The organism is Rhizobacter sp. LjRoot28 (assembly GCF_964253025.1).
In the GTDB taxonomy this organism is placed as follows: domain Bacteria; phylum Pseudomonadota; class Gammaproteobacteria; order Burkholderiales; family Burkholderiaceae_C; genus Rhizobacter.
Map to the genome: position 1 here is coordinate 3,891,952 of NZ_CAXUQC020000001.1, position 15,467 is coordinate 3,907,418.

Below are 15,467 nucleotides of genomic sequence, written 5' to 3' on the forward strand. Positions count from 1 at the left end.
GCGGGGGAGATGCGGTGTGTCGCGAAGCACAACGGGACGTCATCATGAGCGCCTCGTCAACGGCACACGCGGTACGGCCCGCGGTCCAGGTGCAGGTGATCGGCATGCGCGGCGTTGTACTCGGGGCCCAGCACGCCGTCGAAGAAGCGGCAGGCGCCTCGGTGCACGGCGCGCAGGAAGGCGCCCTCCGGCCCCTGGTCCTCCCAGTCGCGCGCCACCGTGATGCGCCGGCCGTCCTTCAGCAAGAAGCCGGACACGTCGAGCGCGTCGGCGGTGGCGTGCTGGCTCGGGCGCCCGCTGCTCCGCCCGTAGACGTTGCGGCAGGCATAGCTGCCGAAATGGTCGAGCCGGTGCACCGGGCTTCCCAGCAGGCGAAGCGCCTCGGGCGCCACCACATGCCGTTCCCACAAGGCGAGCGCCACCGCGCTTCGGCAACTCAACGCAAAGGACGCATTCACCGCGAACGCTGTTCGGCTGACGGTGACGGCATTGCGGAAACCGCAGGCGGTCGAGCCCCCCGCGCCGGTGTCCCGGTCGGGCAAGGGCGTCGTGCGCAGCGCCGCCGCGGCGAGCACCTCGCGGCAGGTGAATGGCCGTTCGTCGAGGCGGGCCAGCTTGTGCCGGGTGAGCCAGTTGGGCGGCTCCGACAACACCAGCGGCGCCCACGGGTTGTGACGGTCGGGCAACCGCCATCCCGTCAGTCGAAGTGCCACCGCAACGGCGAGCGCCGTCAAGAGCAGCAGCAGGATGGCGCGCGTCACGGCAGACGACTCAACGTCGCCTCCATGCACTGGCGATCGGATGGCGTCGCCTCACTGACGTGGCCGTCCAGACCAGCGCGGCCACCGACAGGAGGATGCCACTCACCATGCCGCCGACCGCCAGCAGGCCCGCGGGAGTCATGTGGACTCTCACGTGCAGGGAGGCGCTGCCCAGACGGGCGTCCAGTTCAGCAGCCTGAGGCGCCAGGGCCGGTGCATGCGACGAAGTTGGAGTACCAAGTGAAGCGTCCATGGCAGCATGAAAAGTTGGCGGAGCCATAGTGGGTGGCAACGGCCGTGCCCGAGTCTTGCAACGGCTGCCGAAACGGTCCGTGCCGGTTTGCTCATCGGGACGGACCGGCGATCCCGGCCGAGCGGCCTTGAGACCGTTCGACGCGAGCACTCCAGGGCGGCATCCGTCGGCGCGATGGCGCGTGCAGCGCAGCATCGAGGCGGAACGGCCCTTGCCCTGGATGCACACCGAATCACACCTGGAGATGGCCATGGAAACCCTCGCCCCTGAGACCCGTCCCGCTGCACGTCACAGCACGTCGGGAAGCCTGACCGGGCTCGACGGTCCGCACGCCCGCAAGGAACTGGCAGCGCGTGCGCGCCACGCGGCGGCGGATGCGAAGCGCCTCGTGGTCGGGCGCGCTTCGGGCAGCGCGTGGGCGATGGAAAGCGTGGCCTCGGGCCTGCTCTCGACGGCCGCCCTGATGCTGCTCGGGCGCCGCGAGAACGGCTCGCCCTACGCGCCGCTCAATGCCACCAGCCACATCGTCTGGGGCGAATCGGCCGCGCAGGTCGACAAGGCCGATTGGAAGCACACGGCGGTGGGGCAGGCGCTGCACCATGCGTCGGCGTTCTTCTGGGGCGCGCTGTTCGAGCTCCTGCAGGCTCGGCGTGCGCGGCCCACGGCGGTCGGCGTGCTGACCGATGCGGCCGTCACCACGGCGGTGGCCGCTGTGGTCGACTTCAAGCTGGTGCCCGACCGCCTGACGCCGGGATTCGAGAAGCGCCTCTCCCGGAAGTCGTTGACCCTTGCCTACGGCGCCCTGGCGCTCGGCCTCGTGATCGGCGGCCAGGCGGCCCTTCGCCGCCGTGCGCAACGGTGATCGGCCGGCGGCGGCGCAGCAGCGCACGTCCTTTCGTTGCGGCGCCGAAGGCGCGGATCGCCATTGCGGCGTGTTTTCCAAGCGTCGCATCCAGTGGCAGGTCTGCCCGAGTCGGACGTTGATACCCCGGAGCCGCGCATCCTTGTAGAATGCGAACGATTCTCAATTGGTCGAGACGTTCGGGCCGGGTCTTTCGCAGTTCCCGGCGGACCCACTCTGCAACATGCGCGCGCTCTCGGATGCCCCGCCCTCGCCACTGCTCGGCGCACTCGTGCGCCACTACGACGTGCTCGTCGCGCAAGTGCGCCGCCACGCCCGTCGCTGGGGCGCTGATGGCTCCGCCGCCGCAGACGTCGTGCACGATGTCTGCGTGCAACTGATCGAGAGCCCGCCGCCCCAGCCGGTTCACACACCGCTCGCGTTCCTGCGCAGCATCACGCTTCGCCGGGCGATCGATCGGCATCGCGTCGAGGCCAGCCGGGCCCGCTGGGTTCAGTCTGCTGACGACCCGGAGGCGATGTCGGACGGGCGCGATGACACCGCGGACCCCGCCCGCCTGCTCCAGGCGCGCCAGCAACTGCACCGGCTCGCGCACGCCATCGAGGCCTTGCCGCCCCGTTGCAGGGATGTGTTCGTGCTGCACAAGGTCCACCAGATGACGCAGACCGAGGTCGCCGCGCACCTCGGCATCTCCCTCAAGACCGTGGAGAAGCACCTGCGGCTCGGCACCACCTCGTGCCGCGAGGCACTCGCGCGACCATGAAGCGCAAGCCTTCGACGCCGCCTCTCGACGCCGCTGTCCACGAGCGGGGACCAGCGCCCGCGTCGCTGGACGACATGCTCGACGATGAGCGAGAGCGCCTGAAACGCATGTTCCCGATGCCCCCCGCAAAGCCTCCCCGACGCACCGCCAGACGTGCCGGGGTTGCGGTGGCCGGCGCGGTGCTGATGGTCATCGCCAGCGCCCTGTGGCTCGACCCGGCCTGGCATGAGGAGACGCACGCGACCGCGGTGGGTGAGCGCCGAGAGGTCCTCCTGCGGGACGGCAGCCGGCTCACGCTCGACTCGGCCACGCGCTTGAAGATGTCGTGGCACGTGCGGAGCCGGAACGCGGAACTGGCGCAGGGACGCGCGAGGTTCGACGTGGCCCATTCCGCGCAACGGTTTTCGGTGGCGGCCGGCACGACACGTGTGCAGGTGGTCGGGACCCGGTTCGATGTCGACCGGCATGCGGGCGACGCTGGCGACGCCACGCACGTCACCGTCTGGCGCGGCATCGTCCATGTGTGGCACGGCGGCCAGTCCGAGGGTGCGCCGACCGTGCTGCAACGCGGTGAGCGGTTGGAAGTGGGTCGCCGGTCCATGGGGCCGCCCGTCGCTGCCGTCTTCGACGCGCAGGACGACACGGCCGGCGGTTGGGCCCAGGGGCAACTCGTCTTCCGCGACACGCCGCTGCGGGAGGCGCTGACCCAGTTGCAGCGCTACCGGACGGGCCCGATCCGCCTCGAGTCGGGGCCCGCAAGCCAGCTTCATGTGAGTGGCGTGTTCGACACGGCGGAGGCGGATCGCCTGCTGGATCTGCTGCCGCGCATCCTGCCCGTTGCGGTGGATCATCGGCCGGACGGCAGTGTCGACGTCAGGTCGCGCTGAAGCGAGCGCGATTTATTTCGACGCGGAGGTAGGGGGACGGCATGGGCCATTCGTCATCCCTGGAACCCTCACTCCCGGAGCCCCGTCCCATGCCGTGCACCACGTCTACCCCCGCCCGCCCGCGTCGCGCGCGTCGCCATCGGCTCGCCTTGGCGGCCGGCGCGCTGGTCTTCGCGTTGACTGCGAACGCCCAGGCGCCCCTTGCGGTCGATCTGCCCGCCCAGGCACTGGACCAATCGCTCAACCAGCTCGCTCGCCTGGCCGGCGTTCAGGTGGTCTTCGCGGCGCCGGTGGCGAGGGACAAGCTTGCGCCCGCACTCAAGGGCAGCTTCGGTGCCCGTGACGCGATGGAACGGCTGCTGCAGGGCAGCGGCCTCGTGCTCAAAGCCGTGGACGACCGAACCTTCATGGTGGAGGCAGCGGACCGGGCCGACGTGACGGCAACGCTGCCCCCGGTGACCGTCAAAGCCGAGGCACCGCTCGAATCCGCGAGGGGCCCCGTCCGCGGCTACGTGGCCACGCGCAGCGGCTCCGGCACCAAGACGGACACGCCCTTGCTCGAAACTCCGCAGTCCATCGCCGTCGTCAGCGCCGAACAGATGACCGACCAGAAGGCCACGAGCGTGACGGAGGCCCTCGCCTACACGCCGGGCGTCGTGGTGGACCCGGGATATGCCAACTCGTTCGATGTCCTCTACAGCCGCGGCTTTCGCATTCAAGACGGCAACGGAGGCGTGTACCGCGACGGGCTCAAACTGGGCGGCTCCGGGTGGGCCACCGGGAAGCAGGAGCCGTACGGACTGGAGCGGGTGGAGTTGCTGAAGGGTGCGGCGTCCGTCCTCTTCGGGGCCGCGGCGCCGGGGGGCGTGCTGAACGTGGTCACGAAACAGCCCCATGCGGATCATGTCAACGAAGTGCTCGTGGAAGGGGGCAACCACGCCCACCGCGCCGTGGCGGCCGACCTGGGTGGCGCGGCCTCGGACGGCGTGTCGGGCCGACTGGTGCTGCGCGCTCGGGATGGGGATACCTCGGTCGATCACATCCCGAACGACTCGCGCTACGTCGCGCCTTCCTTGCGCTGGGCCCCGGATGCGGCCACGTCCGTCACCCTGATGGCGCACTATGCCGAACGACGCACCGCCTACATCTGGGGTGTCCCGGTCGAGGGTTCTCTGCAGCCGAGCCCTTCCGGGCAATTGCCGAGCAACCGTTTCGTCGGCGAGCCCGACTTCGATCGCCAGGACGGGCGCCAGACGTCGCTCGGCTGGCTGGCCCAGCATCGGTTCACCGAGAACCTCAGCGTGCATCACGGCCTTCGTTGGATCGACAGCGAGAACCGCGTGCGCTTCAGCAACCTTCGCGGCCCGAGCACGGCTGATCCCCGGGTCTACGAACGGCGGGCCTTCGACGAGTTGGAAACCACCCGCGGCGTCAGCACCGACACGCGGCTCCAGGCCGACTTCCACACCGCCTCGGTCCGCCACAAGGCGGTGGCAGGCATCGACTATTCGCTTCACCACATCGGCAGCGTCTGGCAACTTGCCTCAATGGGGCCGTTGAACCTGTTCGAGCCCGTCTACGGGGCGGCGCCCGGCGCGTTCGCTCCGCTGTGGGACGACCAGGACCGTCAGCGCCGCATCGGCGTGTACGTGCAGGACCAGGTCAAGGTCGGCGGCCTGACGGCGCTGGCCGGCGTGCGCCGGGACGAGGTGCGCAGTGAACTGAACGGCGCGGTGGAAAAGACGGGCGCGACCACGGGGCGCCTTGGCGTCGTGTGGGAACTGGCGCCCGGCTTCGCCCCCTTCGCAAGCTGGAGCCAGAGCTTCGAACCCGTCAGCGGCACCGACATCGAGAACGCTCGCTACAAGCCCACCGAAGGCGAGCAGTTCGAACTCGGCGTGCGATGGGAGCGCGGCGGCTTCATGGCTTCGGCGGCCCTGTTCGACCTGGTGCAGCGCAATGTCCTGAAGAACCGGGTCGGTCTTGCCAAGTCGGTTCAGACGGGCGAGGTCGGCTCCCGCGGGCTCGAGCTGGAAGGCAAAGGTCGCGTGGCCCGCGACGTTCACGTCATCGCGTCATACGCCTACACCGATGCCGGGGTGACCCGGAGCGAGAACGCGGACGAACTGGGACAACCCGTCAGCCACCAGCCACGCCACCAGGCCGCGATCTGGTCGCGGGTGGACAACGTCGGCGTGCAGGGGCTGCACATCGGACTGGGCGCACGCTACACCGGGAGCACGACCGACTGGGACGGCACGCGGGCCGGGGTGCCGGCCTTCACGACGTACGACGTCCTCCTGGGCTATGTGACCGGTGCGTGGACGATGCGGCTGAACGTCACCAACCTGACCGACAAGGAAACGATCGCCTGCTCCAGCGGCTGGTGTGTGTACGGTGACAGCAGGCGAGCCACGGCAACGCTTGCCTATCGCTTCTGAGCGACCGCTGATGCGCCCCGGCCTGATGCGGTCGACCTTGTTGGCTGCGCACCGATGGGTCGGACTCGTCCTGGCCGCCTTTCTCGTGCTGGCGGGACTGACCGGGTCGCTGATGGTGTGGGTGGAGGAGCTGGACGCGCTGGCCAGCCCGGGACTGTTCGAGGCGGCGGCCCCCGGCCCTGCGGCCGAGCGGCTGGACCCCCTGGAAATTGGGGAGCGGGTGCAGTCGCTCTATCCCGAGGCGCGGGTGGCCATGGTGCCGCTCGATGCGCGACCCGGCCGCGCGCTGGTCCTGCGCCTGGCCCCGCTGCCCGGTGCGGGCCCGCTGCCCAACGACCAGGTGTTCGTCGACCCCTACACCGGTCGCATCCTCGGCGAGCGCCGTTGGGGAGACCTGAGCCAGGGCGTTCGCAACCTGGTGCCGTTCCTCTATCGGCTGCACTACTCGCTCGCCTTGGGTGTGATCGGCGAAAAGCTGTTCGGCATCGTCGCCTTGCTGTGGACGATCGACTGCTTCGTCGGTGCCTGGTTGACGTTTCCGCCCCGGACGGCCGGGCGCGGCACCTGGCTTGCACGGTGGCGTCACGCCTGGCAGGTCAGGTGGAGCGGCGGCTCCTACCGCTGGAACTTCGACCTTCACCGCGCGGCCGGGCTCTGGCTGTGGGTCGTCCTCGTCGTCATCGCCTGGAGCAGTGTGGCGTTCAACCTGTGGGCCGAGGTGTACGACCCGCTCATGCGAGGTGCATTTCCCAACCAACCGGGACGCGAAGCACTGGCACCGGCGTCGCAGACCAGCGTGCCACCCGCGCTGACCTGGCACGATGCGCGGCGAATCGGACGGCGCCTGATGGACGAGCAGGCGAGGCAGCATGATTTCCGGGTGCAGCACGAGACGCTGCTCGTCCACGATCCGTGCTGCGGGCCTCGCGGCCACTACCGCTACCAGGTGCAGAGCAGCCGGGACATCCGCGACCGCTGGGGAAGCACCCAGGTCGTCTTCGATGCCGACACCGGTGAATTCCTGCAACTCTGGCTGCCCACCGGCGCCGCCAGCGGCGACACGATCCGCATGTGGCTGACGAGCCTGCACATGGCCGCCGTCGGCGGGCTGCCCTATCGCCTGTTCATGACGGTGGTGGGGCTCCTGGTGCCCATGCTGGCCGTGACAGGTGTCGTGATCTGGGCGCGCAAGCGGCGCGGCCGCTCGGTCGCCGCCGACCATCGCGCATCGCGGACCGGCGCGAGCGCAGAACCCTCGGGCCCGTGACCCGGCCCTGATTCAAGACAGCCCGGCGGTGAACCGGCTCGAATGCCCCGCACGGCGCACCGCCGGGTCGCGCGATGCCGATCCTGGTGACGCGCCGCCGCAGCTTCACACCTCGGGAAGGCCGGTGGTCCCGGGCGACACCTCCGGCCCCGGCGAGCCCAGCGGCCCGACTTCCGGCGAGCCGGGTTGATCGATCTCCGGGCCTGCCGGCGACGGCGTCGCGTCCGGTTCGATGGGCGGCTCCACCTGCGGTTCCAGGGGCTCGGGCACCACATCGGGGTCCGGGGACAAGGGGTTCGACGATGGCTCTGGCATGTCTGGCTTTCCTGATGTGGCGGGCGCTGCGATCAGCGCTTGCCTTTTGACGGCGCCGGCGCCTTGGCACCTGCTTCACGGGCCTCGGCGAGGCCGATCGCTACGGCTTGCTTGCGGCTCGTGACCTTCTTGCCGGACCCTGTTTTCAGCTTGCCGGCCTTCATCTCGTGCATCACTTCCTCGACCTTCTCGGAAGCTTCAGGGCTGTACTTGGCCATGTGGACTTCTCCTGTTCATCCTGATGCCGTGCTACGGCAAACGGGATGCCGCTGGCAGCTGGCAGCGGGCGCCGGGTTCCCCCAGGATCGGCGACGACAGCACCGGCATGCCGCGCTCACGTGCCTTCCGGGTAGGTCTCGGGCGCCTCCGGGCCGATGGACCCACCGCCTGCTTCCAGCGCCTCGACGGCGCGCGTCTCGTCGAAGTGCACCAGCGCATCGAACTGGTCGCACAGCCGCGCCGAGAAGTAGTGACTCCAGCGCTCGGTCTCCGGGCGGTAGATGACACCGATTGCCCGTTCGAGCCGCGGGCCCGCCAGCGCATCCCGGCAGGCGGGCCGGCCTCGCAGTGGGAGCACGAAGCGTTCGATGCCGCTGGCATGCATCAACGCCTCGTGGCTTTCGGGTCGTGACGGGAGCACGCCCATGCGCCGGGCCGCCGCACCCCAGTCGTCGGCCGCGGTCACGGTGCCGGCGTGGGTGCTGAAGCCGACGAGGAAGGCCTCGTCGCCATGCTGCTCCCGAACCAGCTGGCCCAGGTTCAGCTCGCCTCGAGCTTCTCCCATCTCGGTCGCACGCGCATCGCCGAGGTGCGAGTTGTGGGCCCACACCACGATCTTCGGCGGCTGGCCGCCTGCACCGGGCTGGCGCGCCAGGTGCTCGTCGAGCAGCGCCAGCGACTCGGCCATGTGACGGTCCCGCACGTTCCACGACGACTCCTCGCTGAGGTACATGGATCGGTAGTAGGCCTCCGCGTTCTTGACCAGCAAGGCGTTCTGCGCCGCATTGAATTCCGACTCGGCGTCCGCGGGTTCGGTGCCGCCATCGCGCCGTGCGGCCGCGGCGCGGTCGAGCACCTGGCGCAGGGCCTGGCGAACCGCCGCCTCGCAGCTTTGCAGGCCCCGCATGCCGGTCATCACGCCGTACACCTCCCGGTCCGGGCCGAACTGTTCGAAGCAGGCGTAGCGCTCGCGCACGAAGCCGGCGGTCTCCGGGTCCTCCGTCTGCAGGTGGTCCAGCACGGCCGACATGGAACTGTTCATGCTGTAGAGGTCGAGCCCGTAGAAGCCGACCTGCCGCGCAGGGTCGCGCGTGGCGTTGAGTTCGCGCAGGCCGTCGATGAACGCCGCCACCACCCGGTTGCGCCACATCCAGCGAGGGAAGCGCATGAAGCCCGAGAGCGCCGCCGCCGCATCACGATCCCCTCCCAGGCCACGGACATGCCGGTTCACGCGGTACGCATCCGGCCAATCGCCTTCGACGGCCACCGCCTGGAATCCCTTCTCGGTGATCAGCCGCCGGGTGATGCGGGCGCGTGCGTCATAGAACTCGTGCGTGCCGTGCGAGGCCTCGCCCAGCAGCACGAAGCGCGCATCGCCGACCATTTGCAGCAAGGCGTCCGCGCCACCGTCGTCGGAGAATGGGACGGCGTTGTCCCGGATGGCCTGCACGGCCCGGTGGTTCGCTGCATTGGGCATGACCTTGCTCCCGGCTTCCCGATCGGACGGCTTCGGATGGTTGCGCGACGCCCGTGTTCGAACATCCGCGCCTGCAACCTCCGCTCCTTGGCGGGCAACGCTCGTTCCCGAGACCGCGCCACACCGTCCATCACCGACCGCTCGAATTGCAGGGCCAAGCCGGGACCGGCCAACTCCCCAGCCCGCGTCGCACGAGAATGGCTGATCCTTCTATCGCCAAGCAAACCTCCTCAGCCGAGCCCGACACCTCACCATGCCCGAACGTTCGCCGCCGGAAGCCTTTCCCACCGACCGCTTCATCCGCGTGCGAGGCGCCCGTGAGCACAACCTGCGCAACGTCGATGTCGACATCCCTCGCGATGCGCTGGTGGTGTTCTCCGGCGTTTCCGGGTCGGGCAAGTCGTCCCTCGCGTTCGGCACGCTCTACGCGGAAGCACAACGACGGTACTTCGAATCGGTGGCACCGTATGCCCGACGCCTGATCGACCAGGTGGGGGTTCCGGCGGTGGACAGCATCGAAGGCCTGCCGCCGGCGGTGGCCTTGCAGCAGCAACGCGGAACGCCCAGCACCCGCTCGTCGGTGGGCAGCGTCACCACCTTGTCGAGCCTGCTTCGCTTGATGTACTCCCGGGCGGGGCACTACCCGGCGCGCCAGCCCATGCTGTACGCCGAGGACTTCTCGCCCAACACGCCGCAGGGCGCCTGTCCGCACTGCCATGGCTTGGGCCGTGTGTTCGAGGTGACCGAGGCCACCATGGTGCCGGACGACTCGCTCAGCATTCGCGAGCGCGCGATCGCCGCCTGGCCGCCGGCTTGGCATGGCCAGAACCTGCGCGACATCCTCGTGACCCTCGGATACGACGTTGACACGCCGTGGCGCAAGCTCTCCCGCCGCGACCGCGACTGGATTCTCTTCACCGACGAGACCCCCACGGTGCCGGTGTACGCCGGCTTCACGCCCGCCGAGACCCGCGCCGCCCTGCGCCGCAAGGCCGAGCCGAGCTACATGGGCACCTTCACCAGCGCGCGCAACTACGTGCTGCACACCTTCGCCACCACGCAGAGCGCGCTGATGAAGAAACGGGTGTCGCGCTACATGGCCGGCAGCGCCTGCCCGGCCTGCAAGGGCAAGCGGCTGAAGCCGGAAGCGCTGTCGGTGACCTTCGCCGGCCTCGACATCGGTGCCCTGTCGCAGATGCCGCTGGACGAGGTGGCGGCGCGCCTGGCGCCCGCGTCCCGCGGCGAGTTCGAATCGCTTGTCGACACGCGCACGCTCAGCCGCCGCGCCGCGCAGGCTGACACGGCGCGCCGCGTGGCAGCCGGCGGTGCGGCGCACGCGGCGTCGAGCGACGTGCGCCGCACGCCCCACCTGTCGGAGGAAAAACGCATCGCGGCCCAGCGGATCGCGGCCGACGTGTGTTCTCGCATCGCCACCTTGCAGGGACTGGGCCTCGGCTACCTGTCGCTCGATCGAAGCACGCCGACCCTTTCGCCCGGCGAGTTGCAGCGCCTGCGCCTGGCCACGCAGATCCGCTCCAATCTCTTCGGGGTGGTCTACGTGCTGGACGAACCCTCGGCCGGGCTGCATCCCGCGGACAACGAGGCTTTGCTCCAGGCGCTGGCCCAACTCAAGCGCTCGGGCAATTCCATCTTCGTCGTCGAACACGACCTGGCCGTGATGCGCGCGGCGGACTGGATCGTCGACGTCGGGCCGGCCGCCGGCGAGCTGGGCGGCGAGGTCCTCTACAGCGGGCCGCCCGAGGGGCTGCGGCAGGTCAGCACGTCGCAGACGGCGCGTGCGCTCTTCGCGGAGTCGGCCGGTGCGCCGCGCCCGCCGCGAACGCCCAGGGCCTGGCTCGAATTGCGGGGCATCGAGCGCAACAACCTGCGCGGCTTGGACGTGGCGTTCCCGCTCGGCGCCTTCACGTCGGTGACTGGCGTCTCGGGTTCCGGCAAGTCAAGCCTGGTCAGCCAGGCGCTGGTCGAGCTGGTCGGCGAACACCTCGGTCAGCCGGCTGCGGTCGGCACTGACGATGAGGACGCGGAGGCAGAGGTGGCCGTCCCGACCGGCGGCCGGCTGCACGGCGGGGCCGATCGGCTGAAGCGGCTCGTGACGGTGGACCAGAAGCCGATCGGCCGCACGCCGCGCTCCAACCTCGCCACCTACACCGGCCTCTTCGACCACGTGCGCCGCCTGTTCGCCGCCACGCCGGCGGCGCGGGCCAAGCGCTTCGACGCCGGGCGCTTCAGCTTCAACGTGGCCAAGGGCCGGTGCGCCACCTGCGAGGGCGAGGGGTTCGTCAGCGTGGAGTTGCTGTTCATGCCGAGCGTGTATGCGCCCTGCCCGGCCTGCCACGGCGCGCGCTACAACGAACAGACGCTCAAGGTCACGCTGCGCGACAAGACCGTGGCGGACGTGCTGCACATGACCGTGGACGAGGCCCGCGCCTTCTTCGCCGACGAGCCCTCGCTGCACCGGCCCCTCACCCTGCTGGCCGACATCGGCCTCGGCTACCTCCGGCTGGGCCAGCCGGCCACCGAGCTGTCGGGTGGCGAGGCGCAGCGCATCAAGCTCGCCACCGAACTGCAGCGCCCGCAGCGCGGCGACACGTTGTACGTGCTGGACGAGCCCACCACGGGCTTGCACTCCTCCGACGTGGCGCGGCTCATGGCCCAGTTGCAAGGCCTCGTGGATGCCGGGAACACGGTGGTGGTCGTGGAGCACGAGATGAGCGTCGTGGCCGCCAGCGATTGGGTGATCGACGTGGGCCCGGGTGCAGGACAGGAAGGCGGCCGCATCGTGGCGGCGGGCGTGCCGGGCGCGGTCGCGCAGGCGGTGGACAGCCGCACTGCACCCTACTTGCAGGCCCAGCTCGACGGGCATTCGTCCGGACGCGGCAAGACGCGACGGTGATCCCGTCGCGCAGGCTGCCGGCCCCGTGGCCGAGCGCCCTGCCGATCGGGCACCGGGGCCTGTCCTCATCCTGCGTGCCAGTCCACCTCCGCATGAATGCGATCCAGGGTCGATCGCACCAGCGCCGGGTCCGGATCGGGTTCGGCCAGCAACGTCTGCAGATCGTCCGCGGTGCTCGGGCTCTCCAGCAGGTGCATCGCCCACGCGCCGAAACGGCGTTCCGGCACGTCCGACTCGCGCTGCAGCATGTGGACCTCACCGTGGCGGTCATCGGCTGCGATGCGGGCCATCAACTCTTCCAGCGCGTCCGCCTGGCCCTCCAGGATTTGCGCGAACGCCTGGCCGTCATAGACCAGCAGCCCCGTGACCCCGCGGCGACGATTGTTCACCTGTGACGTGCCGACGATGCGGTGGACTTCCGGCGCGGTGATGCCGGGACGCGGCCGGCTGACATAGAAGAGGCGGATGAGACGCATGGCAAGACTGACATGTGGCAGACGACAGTGGCCGGCAAGCCGCGTGCCGCGCGAGGTCAGGTATTACCCGCTGCGTGCGCCCTGGTGCCGAACGGCGCAGGGGCCTTCGCCCGGCCCGGCACGCGCTCAAGCGGGCGGGTCCTCCCGGTATTGCGTCGCCCCGGCAATGGGGGCGAGCCAGGGCTCGCGCCGCTTGACCCACAGCTCCTCGGTGGGCTCGAGGCCGAGCGGTGCCTCATCGAAGGCACCCAACTTGATTTCCACCTCGCGTTCGTCAAGGCGCAGGGCGAACAGGCGGGTGCCGCAGCGCGGGCAGAAGTCCCGACCTTCCCAGGTGCGTGTCTCGCCGGAGGACGCGAAGTCGTCCGTGTCCCAGACCGCGTAGGCCATCAGCACGCTGCCCGTCTCCTTGCGGCAAGTGGTGCAGTGGCATACGCCGACACGCATGGGCTGACCCCGCGCCTCGAATCGAACGGCGCCGCAGGTGCAGCCGCCGTGTCGGATGGGAGTGGACGGTGACATCGGAAACCTCCTTGGATGGCGGTCACGCCGCCCAGCAAGCCGAGTGCCTGCCGGCACTGCTGCGCCGCCCCGTGGCGTGGTCAACGCAGCGGGCGCTTCAAGGTGCGAACGGGGCGCCGAACACGACAGGCCACAGCCCGAGGGACAGTCCGATGCGCATGGTGAACGTCGCCTCCACGTCGCGTGCGGCAGGCTGGCCCTCGAACGCCAGGTGCACGGTCCAGTCGCCGGCCCGCCACAGGCCCGCCTCGGGACGTCGTCCCTCCGGGTCGGGGTCGATCAGGTACAGGTCGCTCCTGCCCGCGCGGCGCTCGACTCGCAAGCCGAGGCGCTGGCCCCGGTAGAGCGCCCAGGACCGTTGGGCATCGATGCGGACGGCCCGGGCGGGCCTCACGTCCGGATGCGGCTGTACGCTCACGACATGCGGCGCCGCCGTCAGCCACAGCCCGTCGGGGTGAACGATGGCCTCCGTGCGGTGAGATGCACAGCCGGCCATGACGAGCGCACTCCACATCACCATCGTGCCTGCCACTTGCCGCATCGCCACTCCGGAGTTCTGTCGACGCGGCAGTCTAGGGACGCGACTCCCGAGCGGCAAGGCGCCCTTTCGAGGGAGGCAAGCCGCGTCCGTGGTCAGGCGCTGCGCAACCTGAACACCGCGACCGCCTGGAGCAAGCGCTCGGCCTGGTGCCTGAGGCTTTCCGCAGCGGCCGCACCTTCTTCCACGAGCGCGGCATTCTGCTGCGTCGCCTGATCCATCTGCTCGACCGCCTGCCCGATCTGGGCCACACCGGTTCGCTGCTCCGTGCTCGCCGAGCTGATCTCGGCCACGATGTCGCTCACCCGCTGGATGGCGGTGACGATGCCTTCCATTTGCGCGCCGGCCTGGTCCACGAGGTCGGAGCCCAGTTCCACTTGCTCGACGCTGCTGCCGACCAGCGACTTGATCTCCTTGGCGGCTTGCGCGCTGCGCTGGGCCAGCGAGCGAACTTCGCTTGCGACGACGGCGAATCCGCGTCCCTGCTCGCCCGCCCGCGCCGCTTCCACGGCGGCGTTCAGCGCAAGAATGTTGGTCTGGAAGGCGATCCCGTCGATGGTGCCGATGATGTCGCCGATCTTGCGGGAGCCTGCATTGATGTCCTTCATCGTCGAGACCACGCGGCCGACCACGGCACCGCCCTGCGCGGCCAGTGCGCTGGCTTCGCGGGCCAGCTGGTTCGCGTGGCTCGCGTTGTCGGCGTTGTTGGAGACGGTGATGCCCAGCTCTTCCATGGTGGCGGCGGTCTGCTGCAAGGCGCTGGCCTGCTGCTCCGTGCGTGCGCTCAGGTCGGCGTTGCCGGACGCCACCTCGGCAGAGCCGGTGGCGACGCCTTCGGCGTTGTCCCGCACGTCGCGCAGCACCAGTTGCAGGCGGGACTGCATGTCCTTGAGGGCTCGCAACAGCACGCCGGTCTCGTCGCGTGCGCTGGAGTCGATGGGCTCGCTCAGGTCGCCCGAGGCAACGCGTTGCGCTGCCGTCACCGCAACGTGGAGCGGCCGGGTGACGCTGCGCGTGATGGCCACCGCAAACAGGCCGCCCAGCGCGAGGGCCATCAGCCCGAGCGCCAACAGCAGTTGACGGCTGGTCGCGGTCGCGGCGGCGATCTCGGCCGCCGCTTGGTCGAGGCTCTTTCGCTGGTGCTCCAGCAGCCGCTGCACATCGGCCAGGTAGGCGCTGGTCGCGGGCGTGAACACGTCGGCAAAGACCTTGTCAGCCGGCTCCAGCTCGCCGCCCTTCTTCAGCTTCGAGATCTCGTCGCGCGAACTCAGGTAGACCTTGCGGTAGCCCGAGATGCTCTTGAAGATCGCCCGTTCGTCCTCGGTCCGCAGGAGTGCCTCGATCGACTTCTGGTACTCGCCCGACGCCTTGGACGACGCGGCCGACTCCTCGGCGAAGAAGGTGGCCAGCGTCGGGTCGGTGCTCTTCACGATCGCGGTGGTGCGGCGCACGCCGGTCTGGATGTTCCGGTACCAGTCGCCGATGAGGCGTTCCTTGGCGAGCGGCTCGCTCATCATGGCGGCCGTGGCCATGGCCGTGCTTTGCAAGCGCCACACGCTGAGCGCCGTGATGGCGGCGGTCAACAGCAGAACCAGTCCGAACGCGAGTGCCAAGCGCCTGCCGATCGTGAGATTGTTCATGGAGCGTCTTCTGAAGCCAAGGGGATACCCTGAGCTATCGGCCCGCCGAGCACCAACTGAAGCAATACGTCACACGATTGGGGTCCGAAGCAGCCGTCGCCGCACGTTGCTGGCACGTGCGGCATACCGAAG

General features: G+C 69.8%; 15 protein-coding genes. 6 read left to right on the forward strand and 9 right to left on the reverse strand.

The features are described from left to right. Window positions 1–56: 56 nt before the first annotated feature. Both ACSQ2F_RS17730 and ACSQ2F_RS17735 read right to left on the reverse strand, forming a co-directional pair. Window positions 57–761 (reverse strand): extensin-like domain-containing protein, encoded by a 705-nt coding sequence (locus ACSQ2F_RS17730; protein WP_436025219.1) that lies wholly within the window; start codon window positions 759–761, stop codon window positions 57–59. A gap of 10 nt (window positions 762–771) precedes the next feature. Next, window positions 772–1,014: a hypothetical protein gene (locus ACSQ2F_RS17735; protein ID WP_436025221.1), complete on the reverse strand. Its 243-nt coding sequence runs from the start codon at window positions 1,012–1,014 to the stop codon at window positions 772–774. Between the two features lie 250 nt (window positions 1,015–1,264). Between ACSQ2F_RS17735 and ACSQ2F_RS17740 the strand changes: the two genes are divergently transcribed. The 5 genes from ACSQ2F_RS17740 to ACSQ2F_RS17760 all read left to right on the forward strand — a co-directional run bounded on the left by ACSQ2F_RS17740 (window position 1,265) and on the right by ACSQ2F_RS17760 (window position 7,234). Next, window positions 1,265–1,876 carry a hypothetical protein gene (locus ACSQ2F_RS17740; RefSeq protein WP_436025223.1) on the forward strand — a complete coding sequence of 204 codons (612 nt, stop codon included), beginning with the start codon at window positions 1,265–1,267 and terminating at the stop codon, window positions 1,874–1,876. Between the two features lie 223 nt (window positions 1,877–2,099). Beyond that, on the forward strand, window positions 2,100–2,639 hold the full coding sequence (locus ACSQ2F_RS17745; protein WP_436025225.1) for an RNA polymerase sigma factor: 540 nt from the start codon (window positions 2,100–2,102) through the stop codon (window positions 2,637–2,639). Next, complete coding sequence (locus ACSQ2F_RS17750) at window positions 2,636–3,526, forward strand: FecR family protein (protein ID WP_436025227.1); 891 nt, start codon at window positions 2,636–2,638, stop codon at window positions 3,524–3,526. The genes ACSQ2F_RS17745 and ACSQ2F_RS17750 overlap by 4 nt, the downstream gene beginning before the upstream one ends. 89 nt (window positions 3,527–3,615) lie before the next feature. After that, window positions 3,616–5,967 (forward strand): TonB-dependent siderophore receptor, encoded by a 2,352-nt coding sequence (locus ACSQ2F_RS17755; RefSeq protein WP_436025229.1) that lies wholly within the window; start codon window positions 3,616–3,618, stop codon window positions 5,965–5,967. A gap of 10 nt (window positions 5,968–5,977) precedes the next feature. Then, a complete protein-coding gene (locus tag ACSQ2F_RS17760; protein ID WP_436025231.1) occupies window positions 5,978–7,234 on the forward strand; it encodes a PepSY-associated TM helix domain-containing protein in 1,257 nt (418 codons plus the stop codon). 105 nt (window positions 7,235–7,339) lie between these two features. Here the strand turns inward: ACSQ2F_RS17760 and ACSQ2F_RS17765 are convergent, their stop codons facing one another. The 3 genes from ACSQ2F_RS17765 to ACSQ2F_RS17775 all read right to left on the reverse strand — a co-directional run bounded on the left by ACSQ2F_RS17765 (window position 7,340) and on the right by ACSQ2F_RS17775 (window position 9,245). After that, the gene (locus ACSQ2F_RS17765; protein WP_436025233.1) at window positions 7,340–7,549 is read right to left on the reverse strand and encodes a hypothetical protein; all 210 of its coding nucleotides are present in this window, start codon (window positions 7,547–7,549) and stop codon (window positions 7,340–7,342) included. A gap of 32 nt (window positions 7,550–7,581) precedes the next feature. After that, window positions 7,582–7,767 (reverse strand): DUF6496 domain-containing protein, encoded by a 186-nt coding sequence (locus ACSQ2F_RS17770; protein ID WP_436025235.1) that lies wholly within the window; start codon window positions 7,765–7,767, stop codon window positions 7,582–7,584. 116 nt (window positions 7,768–7,883) lie between these two features. Then, complete coding sequence (locus ACSQ2F_RS17775; RefSeq protein ID WP_436025237.1) at window positions 7,884–9,245, reverse strand: erythromycin esterase family protein; 1,362 nt, start codon at window positions 9,243–9,245, stop codon at window positions 7,884–7,886. Between the two features lie 253 nt (window positions 9,246–9,498). Between ACSQ2F_RS17775 and ACSQ2F_RS17780 the strand changes: the two genes are divergently transcribed. Continuing rightward, window positions 9,499–12,159 carry an excinuclease ABC subunit A gene (locus ACSQ2F_RS17780; RefSeq protein WP_436025239.1) on the forward strand — a complete coding sequence of 887 codons (2,661 nt, stop codon included), beginning with the start codon at window positions 9,499–9,501 and terminating at the stop codon, window positions 12,157–12,159. 65 nt (window positions 12,160–12,224) lie between these two features. On the opposite strand, the gene ACSQ2F_RS17785 is transcribed toward ACSQ2F_RS17780, so the two are convergent. The 4 genes from ACSQ2F_RS17785 to ACSQ2F_RS17800 form a co-directional block, all read right to left on the reverse strand. Continuing rightward, window positions 12,225–12,635, reverse strand: coding sequence for a BLUF domain-containing protein (locus tag ACSQ2F_RS17785; RefSeq protein WP_436025241.1), 411 nt, complete (start codon window positions 12,633–12,635; stop codon window positions 12,225–12,227). Between the two features lie 126 nt (window positions 12,636–12,761). After that, on the reverse strand, window positions 12,762–13,157 hold the full coding sequence (locus ACSQ2F_RS17790) for a GFA family protein (protein ID WP_436025243.1): 396 nt from the start codon (window positions 13,155–13,157) through the stop codon (window positions 12,762–12,764). Window positions 13,158–13,254: 97 nt separating this feature from the next. After that, window positions 13,255–13,698, reverse strand: coding sequence for a hypothetical protein (locus ACSQ2F_RS17795; RefSeq protein ID WP_436025245.1), 444 nt, complete (start codon window positions 13,696–13,698; stop codon window positions 13,255–13,257). A 92-nt stretch (window positions 13,699–13,790) separates the two neighbouring features. Next, a complete protein-coding gene (locus tag ACSQ2F_RS17800) occupies window positions 13,791–15,335 on the reverse strand; it encodes a methyl-accepting chemotaxis protein (RefSeq protein WP_436025247.1) in 1,545 nt (514 codons plus the stop codon). Window positions 15,336–15,467 lie beyond the last annotated feature (132 nt).

Coding starts and splice junctions, on each gene's coding strand:
- ACSQ2F_RS17735 (WP_436025221.1), bottom strand. CDS start 1,014: ATGGACGCTTCACTTGGTACTCCAACTTCGTCGCATGCACCGGCCCTG.
- ACSQ2F_RS17740 (WP_436025223.1), top strand. CDS start 1,265: ATGGAAACCCTCGCCCCTGAGACCCGTCCCGCTGCACGTCACAGCACG.
- ACSQ2F_RS17745 (WP_436025225.1), top strand. CDS start 2,100: ATGCGCGCGCTCTCGGATGCCCCGCCCTCGCCACTGCTCGGCGCACTC.
- ACSQ2F_RS17750 (WP_436025227.1), top strand. CDS start 2,636: ATGAAGCGCAAGCCTTCGACGCCGCCTCTCGACGCCGCTGTCCACGAG.
- ACSQ2F_RS17755 (WP_436025229.1), top strand. CDS start 3,616: ATGCCGTGCACCACGTCTACCCCCGCCCGCCCGCGTCGCGCGCGTCGC.
- ACSQ2F_RS17760 (WP_436025231.1), top strand. CDS start 5,978: ATGCGCCCCGGCCTGATGCGGTCGACCTTGTTGGCTGCGCACCGATGG.
- ACSQ2F_RS17765 (WP_436025233.1), bottom strand. CDS start 7,549: ATGCCAGAGCCATCGTCGAACCCCTTGTCCCCGGACCCCGATGTGGTG.
- ACSQ2F_RS17770 (WP_436025235.1), bottom strand. CDS start 7,767: ATGGCCAAGTACAGCCCTGAAGCTTCCGAGAAGGTCGAGGAAGTGATG.
- ACSQ2F_RS17775 (WP_436025237.1), bottom strand. CDS start 9,245: ATGCCCAATGCAGCGAACCACCGGGCCGTGCAGGCCATCCGGGACAAC.
- ACSQ2F_RS17780 (WP_436025239.1), top strand. CDS start 9,499: ATGCCCGAACGTTCGCCGCCGGAAGCCTTTCCCACCGACCGCTTCATC.
- ACSQ2F_RS17785 (WP_436025241.1), bottom strand. CDS start 12,635: ATGCGTCTCATCCGCCTCTTCTATGTCAGCCGGCCGCGTCCCGGCATC.
- ACSQ2F_RS17790 (WP_436025243.1), bottom strand. CDS start 13,157: ATGTCACCGTCCACTCCCATCCGACACGGCGGCTGCACCTGCGGCGCC.
- ACSQ2F_RS17795 (WP_436025245.1), bottom strand. CDS start 13,698: ATGCGGCAAGTGGCAGGCACGATGGTGATGTGGAGTGCGCTCGTCATG.
- ACSQ2F_RS17800 (WP_436025247.1), bottom strand. CDS start 15,335: ATGAACAATCTCACGATCGGCAGGCGCTTGGCACTCGCGTTCGGACTG.